Here is an 18,553-nt window from a genome sequence, read left to right as displayed (position 1 = left end):
TCAAGGAATGTATCCTGTTCGAATGAATTATGACATTAATTTTTTACCATACTTTTGAACCGATAAATTAAATCAAGTGCTTCTCGAGCAGTCAGTCTATCCGGATCAAGCTGCGCTAGTTCATGTAAAATAGGTGATTGTTGGGTAGGCACTTGCGCTTCTGGGCGTCTTTGGGAAGCTGGTGTTGTGACTTGTATGTGATTTAAATGAGTATGAGCAATTTTTAAAACCTCCGCGGGTATACCTGCAAGCTCTGCTACTTCCAATCCATAACTTCGATTTGCATGTCCTGGTTCTACCCGATATAAAAAGATGATCCGCCCACTATCCAATGATGCTTGTAAATGGACATTTCGAATACATGGCCATTGTTCCGGAAGATGAGTTAATTCAAAATAGTGCGTAGAAAACAAAGTATACGCCTTAATGGTTGTTGCAAGATAAGTACAGCTTGCATAGGCCAGAGCCATGCCATCATAAGTGCTGGTACCACGTCCGATTTCATCAATTAAAACCAAGCTTTCATGTGTTGCCTGTCTTAGAATTTGTGCTGTTTCAGTCATTTCCACCATAAAGGTTGAACGTCCAGAGGCCAGATCGTCACTCGCACCAATACGAGTAAAAATTCTATCAATAGGTCCTAAAGTTACCGATTGAGCGGGGACAAAGCTGCCAATATGAGCTAGAAGGACAATTAAAGCAGTTTGCCGCATATACGTCGATTTACCGCCCATGTTGGGGCCGGTAATGAGCAATATATTTTGCGACGGGTTGAGCTGTAAGTCATTGGCGATAAAACGCTCCTGCAGCAAATGTTCAATTACTGGATGACGGCCTGCCTCAATGGAAATCTGTGATTCAGATACTAGGTTTGGGCAGCACCAATTGAAACTTTGAGCTCGCTCTGCAAGAGTTGTTAACACATCTAATTTCGCTAATGCTTGGGCTAATTGTGTCAATTCATTTATATTTTGCTGAATTTCTACCAGTAAATTTTCATAGAGCCATTTTTCACGTGCCAAGGCCTTTACTTGGGCTGATAATACTTTCTCTTCAAATTGTTTCAATTCTGGCGTGATATAACGTTCCACATTTTTTAAAGTTTGCTTTCTGTGGTAATGCGGAGGCGCTTTTTCTGCCTGAGTTTTAGAAAGTTCAATATAATAACCTTGTACGTTATTGAAACCGAATTTTAGAGTAGATAATCCAGTTTTTTGTTTTTCTTCTTGTTCTAAGTGGATGAGTTTATCATTGGCTCGCGTACTAAGTAGTCTTAATTCATCAAGCTCTTCATCAAAGCCAGGAGCTATGACGCCACCATCACGAATCAATACAGGGGGATTTTCTATAATTGCCGATGCAAGCAGCTGCTGCAATGCAGGTAGCGGCTTAATGTGTTTTTTTAACTTCACTAGAAGTTCGCTTTTGTTGTGAGTAAGTACGACGTTTAGCTCAGGAAGTAAAGCTAAAGTATGACTTAAAGCAACTAAATCGCGTGGGCGTGCTGATTTTAGAGCAATGCGTGACACAATTCGCTCTACATCACATACCTGTCTCAGCAGTTCATGGATGGATACATCGTGTTGTAGATGGATAATTTCCTTTATGGCCTGTTGACGCGCCATGATTTGAGCATGTTGTTTGAGTGGTCTTCCCAACCACCGTTTCAGTAAACGACTGCCCATGGAACAGGCAGTTTTATCCAGCAGAGATAATAAGCTGTTTTCATGGTTGCCGCTCATATTTTCGAATATTTCCAAGTGCTTCTGTGTTGAGGCATCCAGTTGTAAGTAATCATGGGCATGCTCAAGGGTCATTGTGGTTAAATGAGGAAGAGCTTGTTTTTGTGTCGCCTGTAAGTAGCTCAATAAAGCACCTGCTGCAACTAAAGCAGTAGGATGATCTTGCTCACCAAAAGCAGAAAGATCATTGACTGAAAATTGATCACATAGACGTTTTTTTGCATCGTCAAAACAAAACTCCCAACCAGGTCTCAGCTTGATTGGAAAATTGACGCAATATTCTTCCAAAGAAGATTCTTCTTGTAAGAGTAATTCAGCGGGCTGCAGTCTCATAAGCTCTGCACTAAGCTGATTTACTTCTGTTAATTCCAATAAATGAAAACGTCCGCTGCTCAGTTCAACCCACGCAAGACCAATTTTTTGTTTTTGGTAGTGAATAGCCAGCAATAAATTATCTTTTTTTGCATCCAAAAGTGCTTCATCAGTCACTGTTCCTGGAGTGATAATGCGAGTAACCTGACGCTCTACAGGCCCTTTGCTTGTTGCAGGGTCTCCTATTTGTTCACAAATAGCCACTGACTCGCCTTTTTTGATTAATCGAGCCAGATAATTTTCCACCGCATGATAAGGCACGCCTGCCATGGGAATAGGTTTGTCAGCAGATTGGCCGCGATGGGTCAAAGTAAGATCCAATAATTGGGCTGCACGTTTGGCATCATCAAAGAATAATTCATAAAAATCACCCATACGATAAAGCAGAAGCATATCAGGGTATTCTGATTTAATGCGTAAATACTGTTGCATCATTGGTGTATGAGAAGTGGTCATGATGTATTTTCTTGAGTTGAAATTGCGGCAATTTTAGCAAAATCACTTAAGGTAGAGTAGATAAAATTTATATTCATCAAAAATGATTTAGATGTGATATTCTTAATCGGTTAAAAATTGATGAGTTTAGTTACAATGAAGTTGCTAAAAGAGGGATTATTTATTATTTACCAATACTTGGTAAAACAAACGGAGGATGCAAGTCATCAAATTACGCTGTTTGGCATAGTGATGATGATTAATTACCCGCTCTTTGGAGTATTTTGGAAACTCGAAAGTTTTCAAATGAGTGAGGAATTTTTCTTAAGACTTGTTGCTGCTTTTCTCTGTGCCAGTTTGGCCGCGAATCGGTTTTGGCCACAAGCATTGTTAAAGTTTTTGCCTATTTTCTGGTATGCGGTTTTATTATTTTGTTTACCTTATTTTTTTTGCTATTTAACATTAATTAATCATTGCTCTACTTTATGGTTAATGAATTGTGTTTCCGCTATTTTTTTCCTTTTATTGGTAACTAGTGTTCGGGGCACTTTAGTACTGACTTTTTTGGGATGCGGCCTGGCGGTGTTCTCTTATTTTTCATCGCATCAAATGATTGAATACATTCCTGGAAATATATCCCTGTTTAGTTTATCTGTTACTTTTATTGCTGCAATAATGATTGGCGCTTTGTTTGCTCGGGATAGGGAAATTATCACTGCGGGACGACTTTCGGGAATGCGAATGTTAGCAAGTAGCATCGCCCATGATCTGCGTACACCATTAGCAAGTATTTATTTGCAGGCTGAGTTACAAGAAATTATGCTGAAAAAAATTAAAAACTCTGAGATACGAAAAGATTTACAAGAAAGCTTAAATAAAATTACTCGTGGAATAGAAACAAGTAATCGTCTCATTAGTATGCAGTTGAGCAATATCAAACATAATAAATTCAATACGAGAAACTTTACTATTTATTCCATCAAAAATTTAATTGAACGTTCCCTGGATGATTATCCTTTAAAAGAAACCCAGAAGTCACTGATACAGGTCAGTAATGAAAATAATTTTTCAATTTGGTTAGAGGAATTGGCATTTAAGAATTTACTCTGGAATTTATTAAAAAACAGTCTTGAATATATTGAAGAAATGGGAAAAGGAATCATTTCAATTTGGTTGGAAATTGGTTCCGAGAAAGACAATTTTAATTATCTGCATGTCAGAGATACTGCCAGGGGATTGTATTCCAAAAACTTTGAAAAGGTTTTTGAGAGTTTTTATTCTGAGCGTAAAGACGGTACTGGATTAGGACTGGCTTATTGTAAATTACTCATGCAAGATGCAGGGGGCGATATCTTTTGTAAGGGTAAATTAAATGAGTTTGCTCATTTTATTGTGAAATTTCCTAAAATTGATTAAATCAAGCTTGCAATTGTACTTTGGGATCCGCTGACAAGCGGGATGTAGGCAGGGGGTAGCCTTTTACAGAGCAATTGCATGTCTTGCATAAAGTACGGCAAGTAAGCAAAAAGAGTTGCTTTATATTCATAAATTAGATGTGGTCATGTGCTGTTGGAGCAGTTGCTAAAGTGAATAGTTGCTGGGACAAATTACACCACATCTGAAGTTGATGTGTATAAATGAAGTGAAAGGCTCGAATTATTTTATGTGGAGTTTTTTCCCATATAGGCTGAATTAATTCCAGGGTGGAATCAAAATGGGTTACATACGCATGTACCTTAAAAAAAGTTTTTGCAGGTGATGATAAATTAATTGAGTCCGCCATTTGAAGCAAATAGGGATAATCCAGATTATCAAGACGCTCATAAGCAGCAAAAGCGGCTATTCTTTCTTCTTCATCATGCTCTGACAGCCATTGCAAGTGAGCTTTATTGAAATTTTTTGCAAAAGGAACATAGTGTGTTTCATTAATGATTTCATCATGAATATCTACATCACACTCTTTTGCAAAACGTTCAAAGAGCATTTCATGAGAAAATCGACTTCCTATTCCCAATTCCTCATGAATATTTTCAAGAATTATTTTTTTTGTTAATTCATTACTGGCAAAATTAGCAATGAACCATACAAAATTAATGAAATGACCTCTTAAATGATAAAAAATAGATGCGAAAATCTTTTTTTGTTCACAGGTCCAGACACTTGTCTTTTGTGGATCAAATAAAGGAATGGGAGTAAGAGATTGGCGATAATTCAAATCATTTTTATGAAGAAAATCATGGAGTGATTGGGGAAGATCATCAACAAAGTAGTCTGGCATGATGTAATTTTTATTCTTGGGTAATGCGTCCATATATCATGAAAAAACCTTAGCATATAGAGAAATAGTTATGCAATTAATTTTGAAAGGATTTGTCGCTTCAACTTCAATAAATACCCCTGGATTAAAGAATAGAATCTGGGATATTATCAATGGACTTCTTTCCAAATTTTACTGGGGTGGAGATGTGCTTGTCGATGCGGTGCTCGAATCTGACGGGTACACTGCGGTCTGTGCTTCGTTTCTCCTCGCTCTCTTCTCGTCGCAGCGTGTTTGAAAAGAAATCTTGACTCATAACGAATAGGCAAAGGAAATGCTATGTTAACTCCAAAGGATGTTAAGACTGTTGAGGCAGCAAAGCAAATTATCGAGGAGCGTAATCTGGCCCATATCAAGGTTGGTTTATTTGATATGGATGGGGTGATGCTTGGAAAATATATGAGCCGTAATAAATTTTTCTCGGCTCTGGACAATGGTTTTTCTTTTTGTGATGTGATCTTGGGATGGGACTCCAAAGATAAACTGTATGATAATGGGAAATATACAGGTTGGCATACTGGTTACCCTGATACTTTAGTGCGCGTTCTTCCAGAAACGTGTCGTGATCTTGTTTTTGAAGAAAATCAACTGTTATTTATGGCTGAATTTGCTGGAGAGGCTGAAGCGTTATGTCCCAGGTCATTACTTCGTCGAGTTGTGCAAAAAGCTGATTCAATGGGATTTGATGTTTATGCCGCATTGGAATATGAGTTCTTTATGTTTGACGAGACTCCTGACAGTATACGTTCTAAAGGTTTTCGTGATTTAAAACCCATGACACCTGATTTTTTTGGTTATTCAATGATTCGCAATACAGTTCATGCGGACTTATATCATCAGATCCTCAATATGAGCGAGGTTATGGATTTTCCTATTGAAGGGTTGCATGCAGAAACAGGCCCGGGAGTAATTGAAGCAGCAATCGCTGTAGATAAAGCCATAGAAGCGGGCGATAAGGCCGCGTTATTTAAAACATTCATGAAGATCTTAGCGCAGCGCAACAAGATGATGGCAACATTTATGGCCAAATGGTCGCCGCATTATCCTGGCCAAAGTGGACATATTCATCTCTCCTTACGCTATAAAAATGATATGAGAAGCGCTTTTTATGACTCTTCAATGCAACATAATATGAGTGAAATTCAGCGGCATTTTGTGGCAGGTCAACAGAAACTCATGCCCGAGTTTTTGGCAATGGTCTCACCTACCGTGAACAGTTTCTCTCGCTTGATTCCAGGATTCTGGGCGCCAACTGATGCGACGTGGGGGGTAGAAAATCGTACTACGGCGCTACGTGTTATCCCGGGAAGTGATAAATCGCAGCGCGTTGAGTATCGTTTGGGATCCGCCGATTCGAATCCTTATTTGGCTTTGGCAGCAGCTTTAGGTTCTGGCCTTTATGGAATTGAACATAAACTGGAGCCATACCCGGAAATTAAAGGCAACTCCTACGCACAACCTCATGAAGAAGAGCTTGCATTGCCGCGTACCCTGTGGGAAGCAGCTACTCGCCTTAAGGAGTCAAAGGCTGCTCGTTCTTTATTTGGTGATCCATTTGTTGATCATTTTGCTGCTTCTCGTGAATGGGAAGAGCGAGAATTTCGCCGCCATATTACGGATTGGGAGTTGGATCGTTACTTTGAAATTATTTAACCGGATTTTCCAGATTATGAACGATACATTAAAGACCTATTCGCCTATAGATAATTCGCTTTATGTGGAGCGTGCTTTTGCCAATAACCATGAGACTCAAGGTGCATTGGATAAAGCAGTAGCTGCAAAAAAACAGTGGGCTATGACCACTATAACTGAGCGAGCGAATTATTGTACTGCAGCGGTAGATGTTCTGGTTGCCAATAAGGAGGAGATTGCCAGCGAACTTTGCTGGCAAATGGGAAGACCAATTCGTTATGCCGCCGGAGAAATTAACGGCCTTGAAGAACGGGCTCGTTATATGATTGCTGTCGCAAGTGCTGCACTTGCTCCGATCAGGCTACCTGAAAAACCGGGCTTTATTCGTTACATCAAACGTGAGCCATTAGGACTCACCTTAGTAATTGCTCCCTGGAATTATCCTTATCTCACTGCAGTGAATGCGATTATCCCAGCCCTCATGGCTGGAAATGTAGTATTGCTGAAACATTCAGCGCAAACACCACTTGTCGCGGAACGGTTCGCTCAGGCATTTAGGGAAGCAAACCTTCCACAAGGGGTTTTCCAGTATTTACATCTGACGCATTCTGATACGGAAGAAATCCTGGGTCACTCAGCAATAAATCATGTTGCTTTTACAGGTTCTGTTGCTGGTGGGGAAATGATTGAGCGAGTAACAGCTGGGCGTTTTTTGAATATAGGACTAGAGCTTGGAGGAAAAGATCCTGCTTATGTTCGTTTTGATGCAGATATTGATAACGCGGTTGATACGCTTATGGATGGAGCTTTCTTTAATTCAGGGCAATCCTGTTGCGGAATTGAGCGTATTTACGTACATAAGAATGTTTATAATCATTTTGTCAACAAGGCAGTTGCGTTTGTTAAACGCTATAAACTTGGACGTCCTGATGAACCGGAAACAACTTTAGGACCACTTGTTCGCCCATCTTCTGCTGAGTTTGTTCGTGTACAGATTCAAGAAGCCTTGGCTCAGGGTGCTGTAGCACATATCGACAGTCGAGATTTTGTCATGGATCAACCAGGGTCTGCCTATATGGCTCCCCAGATTTTAACGGAAGTAAACCATAAAATGCGGGTGATGACGGAAGAAACATTTGGGCCAGTGGTTGGTATCATGTCTGTTGACAGCGATGATGAAGCGATTGCATTAATGAATGACAGTAACTATGGATTAACTGCGGCTGTTTTTACCCAAAATATAGATCAAGGAATCGCTATTGGTGAGCAACTTCATACCGGAACATTTTTTATTAATCGTTGTGATTATCTCGATCCTGCCTTGGCTTGGACTGGCATTAAAAACTCTGGGCGTGGCTGTACACTCTCTTCTATAGGGTATGATGCACTGACCAGACCCAAATCTTTTCATGTAAAAATGATCGATTAAAAAGGAATTTACAAATGAGCACATTATCATTAACGGCCAATTGGAACTATCCCACCTCGATAAAGGTAGGGGCAGGGCGTGTTCGTGAACTTGTTGATGCCTGCCATACATTGGGAATGAAATCACCATTGTTAGTCACAGACAGTAACCTTGCAAAATTACCCATGATTGAATCTGCATTGAAGAATTGTTGTGATGCGGGTTTGCTTATTGCTTTATTTGCTGCTGTAAAAGCAAATCCAACGGGTGAAAATGTTATGGCAGGCGTAGATATTTACCGAAAAGGGCAACATGATGGAATCATTGCCATGGGCGGTGGTTCTGCTCTTGATGCAGGTAAGGCTATTGCATTGATGGTTGGACAAAATTGTTCCTTATGGGATTTTGAAGATATAGGAGATAATTGGCGGCGAGTGAATGGTGCTGGTATAGCTCCTGTTATCGCATTACCAAGTACCGCGGGTACTGGTTCAGAGGTGGGGCGCGCTTCGGTTATTACCGATATGCAACAACAGCGTAAAAAGATCATTTTTCACCCCAAAATGTTGCCTGCCATGGTTATTTTAGATCCAGAATTGACCGTTGCTTTACCTCCGAATATTACGGCAGCAACAGGTATGGATGCATTATCTCATTGTTTGGAAGCTTATTCTGCTCCCGGCTATCATCCTTTGGCGGAGGGAATTGCTCTTGAAGGGATACGTTTAATAAAAGAACATTTACCACGAGTAATGCAAAATGGAAATGATATAAACTCCAGAACACAAATGCTTGTCGCTTCTCTAATGGGAGCAACAGCTTTCCAGCGTGGTTTGGGTGCTATGCATGCACTTGCTCATCCCTTGGGAGCGATTTACGATGCCCATCATGGTCGATTAAATGCCATTTTAATGCCCTATGTATTGCAAGCCAATCGAGCTGAGATTGAACGTAAAATAATGCGATTGGCGGCCTATTTGGAGATTGACAACGGATTTGATGGATTTCTCAATTGGATACTCCAATTGCGTCGTGAATTAGGTATTGAACATCGTTTGAATGAAATTGGCATTGATGAGCAATATGTGACACGTATTGCACTAATGGCAACCGAGGATCCTTCAGCACAAAGCAATCCAATCCTTTTCAATCAGCAACAATATGGAAGTATTCTTATAGCTGCAATCCATGGGGATGATTTATATCATTCTAAGTGTGCGGGAATGAGACTGGTGGAAGCACCTTAAGGAACTCCATAGGGACCACCATGAAAATCGGAATATTACAATGTGATCAAGTAATGCCAGAATTAATTACTGTGCATGGCACTTATTCAGAGATGTATATCAAACTACTGCATCAGGTAGACCCCAATTTGATATTTACAGTCTATGATGCGTGTCATGGTGAACTGCCAGCTCATATTGATACCGAAGATGCTTATGTTATTACTGGGAGCCGCTATGGCGTTAATGATGGTTTTTCATGGATTACTGCACTTGAAGAATTGGTCCGATGTCTTCATGCAGGAAGAAAAAAAGTCGTAGGGATTTGTTTTGGTCATCAGCTTATTGCGAAGGCATTAGGAGGAACGGTGATTCAATCTCCCAAGGGTTGGGGGATAGGAATGTCGGTAAATAAAATTACTCAGCATAAATCTTGGATGGCTCCACCCCTTGGAGCGCTTAACCTAATCGTTAGCCATCAGGAGCAAGTTGTTGTTCTACCGCCAGAAGCAGAAGTGCTTGCTGCGAGTGATTTCTGTCCGTTTTATATGTTGCAAATTCGCGATAATCTGTTCACAGTACAAGGTCATCCTGAGTATAGTAAAAATTATGTCCAGGCACTGATTAAGATCCGTAAAAACAAGCTGGGTAAAGAGTTGGCCGATCAGGGATTAAAATCATTACAGCAACATTGTGATGATAGAGTATTTTCTAGCTGGATTGTTAATTTTTTGAGTTTTTAAAGTAAGAAAACATTATATGTTTCAACTTTTTTATTGAAATATCAACAGGTCATGGTTGAATTTAAATTTATTTGCTAGAATCTAAAGGGATTTAAAAAAAATATTAAACTTATAGGGAGAATAAAATGAATCGTTTCGCTTTAGTTGCAGCAACTGGTTTATTAGCATTAGCGTTAACTGCATGTGGTGAGCAAGGTAACAAACAACCAACTGCAGGAACAACGGAAACCACTACTACAACACAACCAGCACCAACTCAACCTGCTGGCGGAAATCAAACTCAAAATCAATAATATCTTTTAACCTGGGTGAAGGCTTAGGCTTGTAACCCAGGATAATCTCTACATATCCATATACTCATGAGCTCTTTTGATAAACTAATCAAAGAAATCTCCGCGATTCTAAAAAAGAAGAATTGGCAATTAGTCACGGCTGAATCATGTACTGGAGGACTCATTGCAAGTTATCTCACTGAAATTGCTGGAAGTTCAGTCTGGTTTGAGCGCGGATTTGTTACATACAGTAATCTAGCCAAAGAAGAGCAGCTCTCAGTGCCTAAACAATTAATTGAGAAATATGGTGCAGTCAGTGAATCTGTTGCACAGGCTATGGCAACTGGTGCTTTACAGCATAGCGCAGGACATGTTGCTGTATCCGTTACTGGTATTGCAGGCCCAGATGGAGGTAGCCTTGAAAAGCCAGTAGGGACTGTGTGTTTTGGTTGGGCGGCTAGAGACAGGGAGCCTAAAATACTAAGGAAACAGTTCACAGGAGACCGACAAGACATACGCTTGGCTGCATGCCAAGAAGCTTTATCAGGCATTCTTTCTTACATTAAAAATTGATGAATATTGTGTGTGATGTATAAAAAATAATTTAACAGTAACACCAAACCTGCGTATTTGAGCTATTTATTTTTGGAAAGATATCGCGTCTAAATCCTCTGCTACCGTTAACGCTCTTCGTTTAAATTCATGTTGCCCGCGATCTGTAAAGCTTATGCTCGATTCCTCTGGTGTAGGAAAAAAGAGATGCTTGGATGCATTAGAAATATTAATTACTACGCGTGCTGCATACAATGAAGTAGATAGTACATCAGAAAATGGTGATAGTTTTTCATTTTTACTTTGCATAAAATTTTCTATTTAAAATAAATTTTCCAATATTTTACCATATAGAATAAATTATAATCAATATCTGGTTGTGAAAGGGTATTTTTAGGGTGCAAAAAAACTCTTTTAAACTGGTGAATCAATTTGCTGCTTGTTCCTATCTGTGTGATAATTTTACCCTTGCATAACTCTAACTACCTGGAAAATATTATGGAAGAAAATAAACAAAAAGCATTATCAGCTGCCCTCTCGCAAATTGAACGTCAATTTGGTAAAGGATCAGTGATGCGTATGGGAGACAGCAATGTATCCCGAGATATAGAAGCCATTTCAACAGGATCTTTAGGATTGGATATCGCATTGGGAATTGGTGGTTTACCTAAAGGACGTATTGTGGAAATTTATGGTCCCGAATCTTCTGGTAAAACTACTTTGACCTTACAAGTCATTGCAGAATGTCAAAAAATGGGAGGTACTGCCGCATTTATTGATGCAGAACATGCTTTAGACCCTAGCTATGCACAAAAACTGGGTGTTAATGTGGACGAATTGTTGGTTTCTCAACCAGATACAGGGGAACAAGCTCTGGAGATTACCGATATGCTGGTTCGTTCAGCCGCTGTAGATGTAATTATTGTGGACTCTGTTGCTGCATTGACTCCTAAAGCAGAAATTGAAGGGGAAATGGGAGATTCCCATGTTGGCTTACAAGCTCGACTCATGTCACAAGCTTTACGTAAATTGACCGCCAATATTAAACGATCCAATACACTAGTCATTTTCATTAACCAAATTCGTATGAAAATTGGTGTGATGTTTGGTAGCCCTGAAACAACCACTGGTGGTAATGCATTGAAATTCTATGCTTCTGTGCGCTTGGATATCCGCCGCATTGGGTCAATTAAAAAGGGCGAAGAAATTTTAGGTAGTGAAACCCGCGTTAAAGTGGTTAAGAATAAAGTTGCTCCACCATTCAAGATGACTGAATTTGACATTCTTTATAATGAAGGTATTTCTCGTGAAAGTGAAATTATCAACTTGGGTGTCCAACTCAATTTGATTGAAAAATCTGGTGCTTGGTACAGTTATAAAGGAGAGAAAATTGGCCAAGGTAAGGATAATGTTCGTTTATACCTTAAGGAGAATCCTCAAGTTGCAACAGTTCTTGAGCAGCAAATTCGTGCTGAGCTCCTAGAGAAAAAACTACCTATGCTTGCATCAGCCAGTGCCGATGAATTCGAGACAATTGATGACTAAAGCATTTGATAGTGCTGTGCGCCTCCTATCCAGGCGCGAGCACAGCAGGGTAGAGCTTTATGATAAATTAAAACAAAAAGGATATAATCCAATAGAAATAAAAAATGCACTGGAGGAATGCCAACGTTTGGATTTACAAAATGATTATCGTTTTGTAGAAATATACAGTCGCTCACGCATTCGCCAGGGTTATGGGCCTTTGAAAATAAGTCAGGAATTGAGTAGTAAAGGAGTTGATAAGGAATTAATTCATCAGTTCTTGCAGCAGGAGGAAGATAATTGGTTGGCTTATGCTTTAGATGTTTGGCAGAAAAAAAGCAAAGGTCAATTTGATTTGTCTTTTGAGGAACTCCAAAAGCAACAGCGGTTTTTGCTGTATCGCGGATTTGGTATGGATACCATTGCCCAAGTAAAAAAAGAATTGGAAAAAATATAAATGCAATCGTAGCCTAGGTGATACGGAGTCGCACTGCCATTGAGTTTAGAAATTTGACTTTACTCCTACGTCCTGCGGCTTGTTCGCAGGATCCAGTGAATGGAGAGGGGGGCTTTGGATCCCGCGGACAAGCCGCAGGACGTAGAGCAAAGCATTCATCCCTTAACTCAATGGCAGTGCGGCTCCGCTTCGCTGCACCCAGGCTATAGTTAAAAATTAACTCAAACTGGTGTTGATTATAAATGAAAAGTTCTGAAATTAGACAAGCATTCTTTGATTATTTCACACAACGTGGTCATCAATTAGTGGAATCCAGCTCCTTAGTTCCTGCGAATGATCCTACTTTATTGTTTACTAATGCAGGTATGGTGCAGTTTAAGGATTTATTTTTAGGGCTTGAAACACGTACTTACCGACGGGCAGTTACTGCACAACGTTGTGTACGTGCAGGTGGTAAACACAATGACTTGGAGAATGTGGGTTATACAGCAAGACACCATACATTTTTTGAAATGTTGGGCAACTTTAGTTTCGGAGATTATTTCAAGCGAGAAGCAATAAAATTTGCTTGGGAATTTTTAACTCAAGTTCTGCATTTACCTGAAGAGCGTTTGTGGGTGACTGTTTATAAAGAAGATCAAGAAGCAGAAGATATCTGGTTAAAAGAAATGAAGGTTTCGGCCGCACGATTCTCGCGTTGTGGGGAAAAAGATAATTTTTGGTCCATGGGGGATACCGGTCCTTGTGGTCCTTGCACTGAAATCTTTTATGATCATGGCCCTGAAATTCCAGGTGGCCCTCCAGGAAGCCCTGATGAAGATGGGGATCGCTATATAGAAATTTGGAACCTGGTATTTATGCAATTTAATCGGGATAAAGATGGGAATTTGCATCCTTTACCTAAACCTTCTGTAGATACAGGGATGGGACTTGAGCGACTCGCTGCAGTAGTGCAGGGCGTGCACAGCAACTATGAAACAGATATTTTCCAGTATTTAATTCAATCTACAGCAAAACTTGGAAATATTGACAATTTAAATCATACTTCTTTAAAAGTAATTGCCGATCATATTCGTTCTTGTGCGTTTTTAATTGCCGATGGAGTGATTCCAGGCAATGAAGGGCGAGGATATGTATTAAGAAGAATTATAAGAAGAGCAGTACGGCATGGTAATAAGTTAGGCTTGCCCACTCCATTTTTTTCGCAATTGGTAGACCCCTTAATCAAAGTAATGGGTGATGCATATCCTGAATTGATACAATTTAAAGCGCATATAGAAAAAATTCTTAATCAAGAAGAAAATCAATTTGCTCGGACTCTTGATCAAGGTTTACGTCTCTTACAAGAACAAATGCATTCTCTTGGAGGCCATGAAATATCAGGAGAAATCGCATTTAAACTGTATGACACTTATGGCTTTCCGGTTGATTTGACTGCTGATATCGCGCGCGAGCAAGGGCTTTATGTAGATATGGATGGTTTTAATCAATTGATGCAACAGCAAAGAGAACAATCTCAAGCTGCCAGCCAGTTCAGTGTGGATTATAGTACGAGTGCTCAATTGGACTACCAATCTGATTTTCATGGCTATGAGAAAAAGGAAACAGAGGCAAAAATTATTGCCTTACTGCACGAAGGAAGTGAGGTGCAAACCTTAAGTCAAGGTACGAAAGGCGCTTTAGTTTTGGATCATACGCCTTTTTACGCAGAAAGTGGCGGTCAAGTAGGGGATAAGGGAATATTAACGAGTAGGGGCTTTCGTTTTCGTGTCGATGATACGCAAAAAAAAGGTCAAGCCATCGTGCATTATGGCGAAGTGGTGGAAGGTACTGCAACTTTAGATCAATTAGTTAAGGCACAAATAGATAATGAACGTCGAGAAGCGATTCGTTTAAATCATACGGCCACTCATTTATTACATGCTGCTTTAAAAAAGGTAGTTGGGCCACAAGTCCAGCAAAAAGGCTCGTTGGTTGATGCAGAACGTGCGCGCTTTGACTTTTCTCATTTTGAACCATTAACCGCAGAACAAATTAATGAAATTGAATCCTTGGTCAATGAGCAAATTCGCGCCAATCATGAAGTTGTAACTCGAGTTATGGATATTGATTCTGCTAAAAAAAGTGGTGCAGTAGCTCTTTTTGGAGAGAAATATACTAATAAAGTACGTGTATTATCCATGGGTGAATTTTCTAAAGAGCTTTGTGGTGGTACGCACGCGCGACGGACAGGTGATATTGGTCTATTTAAAATTATTGCTGAATACGGAATTGCCAGTGGCGTGAGACGTATCGAAATGGTAACAGGGCGTTATGCTTTAGCATGGGTGAATGAGCAACAATTTATGCTGAATGAATTAGCTTCTTTGTTAAAAACCACAACAAATAGTTTATTGGATAAAGTGGGGCAGCTTATTACTGAAAATAAAGGTTTGGAAAAGGAAATTGCCAAATTACAAAGTGAGAAAGCACAAAAATCAGGTGCTGATCTGGCCAATGAAGTGGAAAAAATTAACGGAGTCAGCTTACTTGTAAAACGATTGGAAGGTGTAGACAGCCAAACCATGCGCACTACTTTGGATCAGCTGAAATCCAGACTTGAATCAGCTGTGATTGTTTTATTTACCGTAGATCAAAATAAAATGAATGTAATTGCAGGTGTGAGTAAAAATATTTTAGGGAAAGTACCTACTGCCGCTGCTTTAGTAAGGCATCTCTGTGGAAAAGGTGGTGGTCGTGATGATATGGCCCAAGGGGGAGGCGTTGTCCCACCTGATTTGGAGAACAAGATAGAAGAAATTAGAGAAATGGTGCGTCATTCATAAAAAAGATGCAAGTAGCCTGTTTTCTCAGGCTACTTGAAAAGAACCAAACATAAGGAAATGACATGAGTTTTCTACAAGAGTTTAAGCAATTTGCTATCAAAGGAAATGTGATTGATCTGGCTGTTGCTGTAGTTATAGGCGCTGCATTTGGCAAAATTATCAGCTCCTTAGTCAGCGGCATTATCATGCCTTTAATTGGCTTGTTATTAGGTGGAATTAATATTGCCAATAGAGCGCTCACTGTAGGTGATGCGGTGGTAAAGTGGGGAGAGTTTCTCCAGGCAGTGATCGATTTTACGATTATTTCGTTTTCAATTTTTGTAGCAATTAAAGTGATTTCTTTTGTAAGAAAAGAAGAGGAAAAGAAAGAAACCCCAACAAGGGAAGAAACTTTATTAACTGAAATTCGGGATTTATTGAAGGAAAAAAAAGAGGCACAAAGCAAATAAAGTCTAAGATTTTTATACTTTCTAATTTGATGTAAAGTGGATACTCGTAGCTTAGGTGCTATGAAGCTCTGAGGCACACACTTAAAAGGTAGTTTATTGTTAAATAACGATTTTTATAACCCCCTCCTACGTACTGCGCTTTATGCGCGATACTTTGGGTACCCATGAAGTTTCTTTTTAAAGCAGATCTATGGATGGCGCCCATAAAGTGCAGTATGTAAGTCGTTGCAGCTTCACCCCGTGAAAATTTTCATCGTTTTCTGATCCAGCATCCGCAAACCCTAAGTATTTGTAAATCTGCTATAATTTTAAATAGGAACCCTCATTAATAAGGATAATTAATTATGGCTGGGCTACTGAATTTAATCGCTGTAATTGTTATTTTCGGGGTGGTGTTGTGGTTAATCGATACTTTTATTCCTATGCCACCATCAATTAAAAGTCTGTTAAATGTGCTAGTACTCATCATTCTAGTGATCTATATTTTACAATTTTTTGGTTTGATAAAAACGATTTTACCAATGATTAAGATATTAAAATAAAATCAATCAAATACTTGTGTGTATTTATGAAGTAATCAATAGGAGCTCAAATTTTGCCCATTTTTTTATAAAGAAAGAATGGCAATCGAGTAATTATTGCCATAATCATTTTCCAGAAAGAGGGAAAATAGAACATTCTTTTTCTATGTCTTAGTGCATTCCAGCAGGCTTTTGCACAGGTATCTGGGGGGGCTGCATAAAAAATACCAGGCAACCCATAAGTTTGCCTGGTGTCAATAAAACCCAAGCGGGCAATGGTAATGTGTTGATTAGAGCTGGCAACCTGTTGTAGACCCTGTAGGTAAATTTCAATGCTTGCTTTGCTGGCTCCATAAAGACTGTTTTTGGAGCGTCCTCGGCATGCAGCAACCGAACTTAGGAACAGTAAATTATATTCTTTTTGTTGGCGATTTAAGTAAGCGTGGATCAATAAAGTAGTTGTCAAAATATTCAGTTTGATAAGATGAGAGATTGTGTCATCATTCAAATGATCGTTATCGGTAAAGTCACTGTGTGCCATAAACAAATCAAGTTCGCCATCTTTTGTTTTAAGCGTTGAAACTAAAGTATCAACTTGCTCAATGAGATCCAAAACAAGTACATCACAACGGGTTTGATACCTCAGTTTGATATCATTTGCGATTAGATTGAGTTGCGTTTGCTGGCGCCCTACTAAAAGCAATTGATGTCCTGATTGGGCAGCAATATGTGCAAATTTTTCTGCGATGATGGAGGTGGCGCCGATTATGACCCATGTTCTTTGTGTCATTTTTTTAGCCCTAAGCGTTGTGCCAGATCAGAATGCATGGTGCATCCATGTTGCTTGAGAGTTTGAGAAAATTGTTCATGCTTTTCATACATCTGGTGAAATTGTTCTTCATTCAAAAGTAAATCCTTTGCCAAATAAACCCGACCATTGAGTTCAGTGATTAATTGATTCATGGCTGATATTGCCTGTTTCGCTTGTGGATTATTAATAAAATCAACTGCTAAGGTAAATCCTGGTTTACAAAAGGAGAGTAAACCTTCCCCTGATTGGGTAAATAACTTGAGTACAGCAAGAGTCGGTGTTGCTTTATGAGCTCGCATCAGCTGTACTAACTGTTCCAAAGTGTCTGGAGCATGATCTTCATTGAATACTGCCTGGAATTGAATTAATCCTTTAGGGCCATAAAGTCTATTCCAATGCATGAGTTTATCGAGAGGATTGTTGAATTGTTCCAGTGTGAGTTGTTCATATTCTTTTTTGCTATTAAAAAAATACTGATTAAATAATTTCATATTCCATGATTTGATTAAAGAAAAGGGAATATTAGGTATTGTATGGATTTTTGTTCTTTTAGTGGCGAAAGGCTCACAGTAATCCGCTACTGAAAGAATGGCACGTAAAGCAGGATTGAGCAGATCAAGCCAAGCCACTTGATAATCATGGTGAATACCCATGGTTTTCATATATTCAGTGAGTGTTTGAAATGATTCGAATTGCTGATGTTTTGCTTGTACAAAACGTGGTGCTTTTTTAAGGCGAAGTGCGACACGAGTGATAACACCAGTAAGGCCTAAACCTGCAATTGTGGCATAAAATAAATCACTGTTTTCATTAGGGCTGCAATGAAATTTTTTACTTCCAATCAGTAAATCAAATCCAACGAGGTGGTGGCCAAAACTACCTGCCTGGTGATTGTTTTTTCCATGGACATCGTGAGCAATTCCGCCAGCAACTGTAATGTGGATAGTGCCTGGGAGAACAGGGGGAATGAAATCAGGGTGCACTAAGAATAAATCTTTAAGTGATACTCCGCCCTGACAGAGTACAATACCGGTTTCATGATCAAAATTAATAAAATGATTCAGACGTTCACTGTCGATAATAAACCCATCAGTATTAAAACAACTGTCGTTATAGCATAATCCTGAACCACGCATGAGTATGTTTTGCTGAGGATTACGGGCAAGATAATCAGTAAGTTGCTCTTCATTCTCTGGACGTAGACAGGAAGACTGACTGGCTCGTGCACGGCTAAAATTAGTGAGTGTTCTTATTTTGCTGCGCATTG

The 18,553-nt window shown here is 39.5% G+C and carries 17 protein-coding genes; 12 read left to right on the top strand and 5 right to left on the bottom strand.

Annotated elements, in window-relative coordinates; translation table 11 throughout:
- Nucleotides 1–35 precede the first annotated feature (35 nt).
- On the bottom strand, nucleotides 36–2,570 hold the full coding sequence (gene mutS, locus A8O27_RS06530; RefSeq protein WP_058459171.1) for a DNA mismatch repair protein MutS: 2,535 nt from the start codon (nucleotides 2,568–2,570) through the stop codon (nucleotides 36–38).
- A gap of 135 nt (nucleotides 2,571–2,705) precedes the next feature.
- On the opposite strand from mutS, the gene A8O27_RS06525 reads away from it, so the two are divergent.
- Nucleotides 2,706–3,965 carry a sensor histidine kinase gene (locus A8O27_RS06525; protein ID WP_058459172.1) on the top strand — a complete coding sequence of 420 codons (1,260 nt, stop codon included), beginning with the start codon at nucleotides 2,706–2,708 and terminating at the stop codon, nucleotides 3,963–3,965.
- Nucleotides 3,966–4,098: 133 nt separating this feature from the next.
- Here A8O27_RS06525 and A8O27_RS06520 read toward each other — a convergent pair whose 3' ends face one another.
- On the bottom strand, nucleotides 4,099–4,827 hold the full coding sequence (locus A8O27_RS06520; RefSeq protein ID WP_058459363.1) for an iron-containing redox enzyme family protein: 729 nt from the start codon (nucleotides 4,825–4,827) through the stop codon (nucleotides 4,099–4,101).
- Nucleotides 4,828–5,145: 318 nt separating this feature from the next.
- On the opposite strand from A8O27_RS06520, the gene A8O27_RS06510 reads away from it, so the two are divergent.
- The 6 genes from A8O27_RS06510 (at nucleotide 5,146) to A8O27_RS06490 (ending at nucleotide 10,720) form a co-directional block, all read left to right on the top strand.
- Nucleotides 5,146–6,519, top strand: a complete 1,374-nt coding sequence (locus tag A8O27_RS06510) for a glutamine synthetase family protein (protein WP_058459174.1) — start codon at nucleotides 5,146–5,148, stop codon at nucleotides 6,517–6,519.
- Between the two features lie 16 nt (nucleotides 6,520–6,535).
- Complete coding sequence (locus A8O27_RS06505; protein ID WP_058459364.1) at nucleotides 6,536–7,927, top strand: aldehyde dehydrogenase family protein; 1,392 nt, start codon at nucleotides 6,536–6,538, stop codon at nucleotides 7,925–7,927.
- A gap of 14 nt (nucleotides 7,928–7,941) precedes the next feature.
- Complete coding sequence (locus A8O27_RS06500) at nucleotides 7,942–9,153, top strand: iron-containing alcohol dehydrogenase (RefSeq protein ID WP_058459175.1); 1,212 nt, start codon at nucleotides 7,942–7,944, stop codon at nucleotides 9,151–9,153.
- Nucleotides 9,154–9,173: 20 nt separating this feature from the next.
- Nucleotides 9,174–9,875, top strand: a complete 702-nt coding sequence (locus A8O27_RS06495; RefSeq protein ID WP_058459176.1) for a glutamine amidotransferase-related protein — start codon at nucleotides 9,174–9,176, stop codon at nucleotides 9,873–9,875.
- Between the two features lie 125 nt (nucleotides 9,876–10,000).
- Entirely contained in the window at nucleotides 10,001–10,168 is a 168-nt protein-coding gene (locus A8O27_RS19015) for a hypothetical protein (protein WP_165482527.1), read from the top strand.
- Between the two features lie 66 nt (nucleotides 10,169–10,234).
- A complete protein-coding gene (locus tag A8O27_RS06490) occupies nucleotides 10,235–10,720 on the top strand; it encodes a CinA family protein (protein ID WP_058459177.1) in 486 nt (161 codons plus the stop codon).
- Between the two features lie 66 nt (nucleotides 10,721–10,786).
- Here the strand turns inward: A8O27_RS06490 and A8O27_RS06485 are convergent, their stop codons facing one another.
- Nucleotides 10,787–11,008, bottom strand: a complete 222-nt coding sequence (locus A8O27_RS06485; RefSeq protein ID WP_058459178.1) for a hypothetical protein — start codon at nucleotides 11,006–11,008, stop codon at nucleotides 10,787–10,789.
- A gap of 189 nt (nucleotides 11,009–11,197) precedes the next feature.
- Between A8O27_RS06485 and recA the strand changes: the two genes are divergently transcribed.
- The 5 genes from recA (at nucleotide 11,198) to A8O27_RS06460 (ending at nucleotide 16,496) form a co-directional block, all read left to right on the top strand.
- Nucleotides 11,198–12,244: a recombinase RecA gene (recA, locus tag A8O27_RS06480; protein WP_058459179.1), complete on the top strand. Its 1,047-nt coding sequence runs from the start codon at nucleotides 11,198–11,200 to the stop codon at nucleotides 12,242–12,244.
- Nucleotides 12,237–12,680, top strand: coding sequence for a recombination regulator RecX (gene recX / locus A8O27_RS06475; protein ID WP_058459180.1), 444 nt, complete (start codon nucleotides 12,237–12,239; stop codon nucleotides 12,678–12,680). The genes recA and recX overlap by 8 nt, the downstream gene beginning before the upstream one ends.
- Before the next feature lie 242 nt (nucleotides 12,681–12,922).
- Complete coding sequence (alaS, locus tag A8O27_RS06470; protein ID WP_058459181.1) at nucleotides 12,923–15,505, top strand: alanine--tRNA ligase; 2,583 nt, start codon at nucleotides 12,923–12,925, stop codon at nucleotides 15,503–15,505.
- Between the two features lie 62 nt (nucleotides 15,506–15,567).
- Nucleotides 15,568–15,954 (top strand): large-conductance mechanosensitive channel protein MscL, encoded by a 387-nt coding sequence (gene mscL / locus A8O27_RS06465; protein WP_058459182.1) that lies wholly within the window; start codon nucleotides 15,568–15,570, stop codon nucleotides 15,952–15,954.
- 344 nt (nucleotides 15,955–16,298) lie between these two features.
- Entirely contained in the window at nucleotides 16,299–16,496 is a 198-nt protein-coding gene (locus A8O27_RS06460) for a Thivi_2564 family membrane protein (protein WP_058459183.1), read from the top strand.
- A 46-nt stretch (nucleotides 16,497–16,542) separates the two neighbouring features.
- Here the strand turns inward: A8O27_RS06460 and A8O27_RS06455 are convergent, their stop codons facing one another.
- Together A8O27_RS06455 and A8O27_RS06450 are read right to left on the bottom strand one after the other, a co-directional pair.
- Nucleotides 16,543–17,265: an SDR family NAD(P)-dependent oxidoreductase gene (locus tag A8O27_RS06455; protein WP_058459184.1), complete on the bottom strand. Its 723-nt coding sequence runs from the start codon at nucleotides 17,263–17,265 to the stop codon at nucleotides 16,543–16,545.
- On the bottom strand, nucleotides 17,262–18,551 hold the full coding sequence (locus tag A8O27_RS06450) for an FAD-binding oxidoreductase (protein WP_058459185.1): 1,290 nt from the start codon (nucleotides 18,549–18,551) through the stop codon (nucleotides 17,262–17,264). The genes A8O27_RS06455 and A8O27_RS06450 overlap by 4 nt, the downstream gene beginning before the upstream one ends.
- Between the last annotated feature and the right edge of the window lie 2 nt (nucleotides 18,552–18,553).

This window comes from Legionella bozemanae, assembly GCF_001648595.1.
Classification (GTDB): domain Bacteria; phylum Pseudomonadota; class Gammaproteobacteria; order Legionellales; family Legionellaceae; genus Legionella; species Legionella bozemanae.
The sequence above is the reverse complement of the archived record's forward strand: the minus strand, read 5'-3'. Positions and strand labels throughout refer to the sequence as shown.

Excerpts from the sequence above, each read along its gene's own strand:
- mutS (WP_058459171.1), bottom strand. The coding sequence starts at position 2,570 with ATGACCACTTCTCATACACCAATGATGCAACAGTATTTACGCATTAAA.
- A8O27_RS06525 (WP_058459172.1), top strand. The coding sequence starts at position 2,706 with ATGAAGTTGCTAAAAGAGGGATTATTTATTATTTACCAATACTTGGTA.
- A8O27_RS06520 (WP_058459363.1), bottom strand. The coding sequence starts at position 4,827 with ATGCCAGACTACTTTGTTGATGATCTTCCCCAATCACTCCATGATTTT.
- A8O27_RS06510 (WP_058459174.1), top strand. The coding sequence starts at position 5,146 with ATGTTAACTCCAAAGGATGTTAAGACTGTTGAGGCAGCAAAGCAAATT.
- A8O27_RS06505 (WP_058459364.1), top strand. The coding sequence starts at position 6,536 with ATGAACGATACATTAAAGACCTATTCGCCTATAGATAATTCGCTTTAT.
- A8O27_RS06500 (WP_058459175.1), top strand. The coding sequence starts at position 7,942 with ATGAGCACATTATCATTAACGGCCAATTGGAACTATCCCACCTCGATA.
- A8O27_RS06495 (WP_058459176.1), top strand. The coding sequence starts at position 9,174 with ATGAAAATCGGAATATTACAATGTGATCAAGTAATGCCAGAATTAATT.
- A8O27_RS19015 (WP_165482527.1), top strand. The coding sequence starts at position 10,001 with ATGAATCGTTTCGCTTTAGTTGCAGCAACTGGTTTATTAGCATTAGCG.
- A8O27_RS06490 (WP_058459177.1), top strand. The coding sequence starts at position 10,235 with ATGAGCTCTTTTGATAAACTAATCAAAGAAATCTCCGCGATTCTAAAA.
- A8O27_RS06485 (WP_058459178.1), bottom strand. The coding sequence starts at position 11,008 with ATGCAAAGTAAAAATGAAAAACTATCACCATTTTCTGATGTACTATCT.
- recA (WP_058459179.1), top strand. The coding sequence starts at position 11,198 with ATGGAAGAAAATAAACAAAAAGCATTATCAGCTGCCCTCTCGCAAATT.
- recX (WP_058459180.1), top strand. The coding sequence starts at position 12,237 with ATGACTAAAGCATTTGATAGTGCTGTGCGCCTCCTATCCAGGCGCGAG.
- alaS (WP_058459181.1), top strand. The coding sequence starts at position 12,923 with ATGAAAAGTTCTGAAATTAGACAAGCATTCTTTGATTATTTCACACAA.
- mscL (WP_058459182.1), top strand. The coding sequence starts at position 15,568 with ATGAGTTTTCTACAAGAGTTTAAGCAATTTGCTATCAAAGGAAATGTG.
- A8O27_RS06460 (WP_058459183.1), top strand. The coding sequence starts at position 16,299 with ATGGCTGGGCTACTGAATTTAATCGCTGTAATTGTTATTTTCGGGGTG.
- A8O27_RS06455 (WP_058459184.1), bottom strand. The coding sequence starts at position 17,265 with ATGACACAAAGAACATGGGTCATAATCGGCGCCACCTCCATCATCGCA.
- A8O27_RS06450 (WP_058459185.1), bottom strand. The coding sequence starts at position 18,551 with ATGCGCAGCAAAATAAGAACACTCACTAATTTTAGCCGTGCACGAGCC.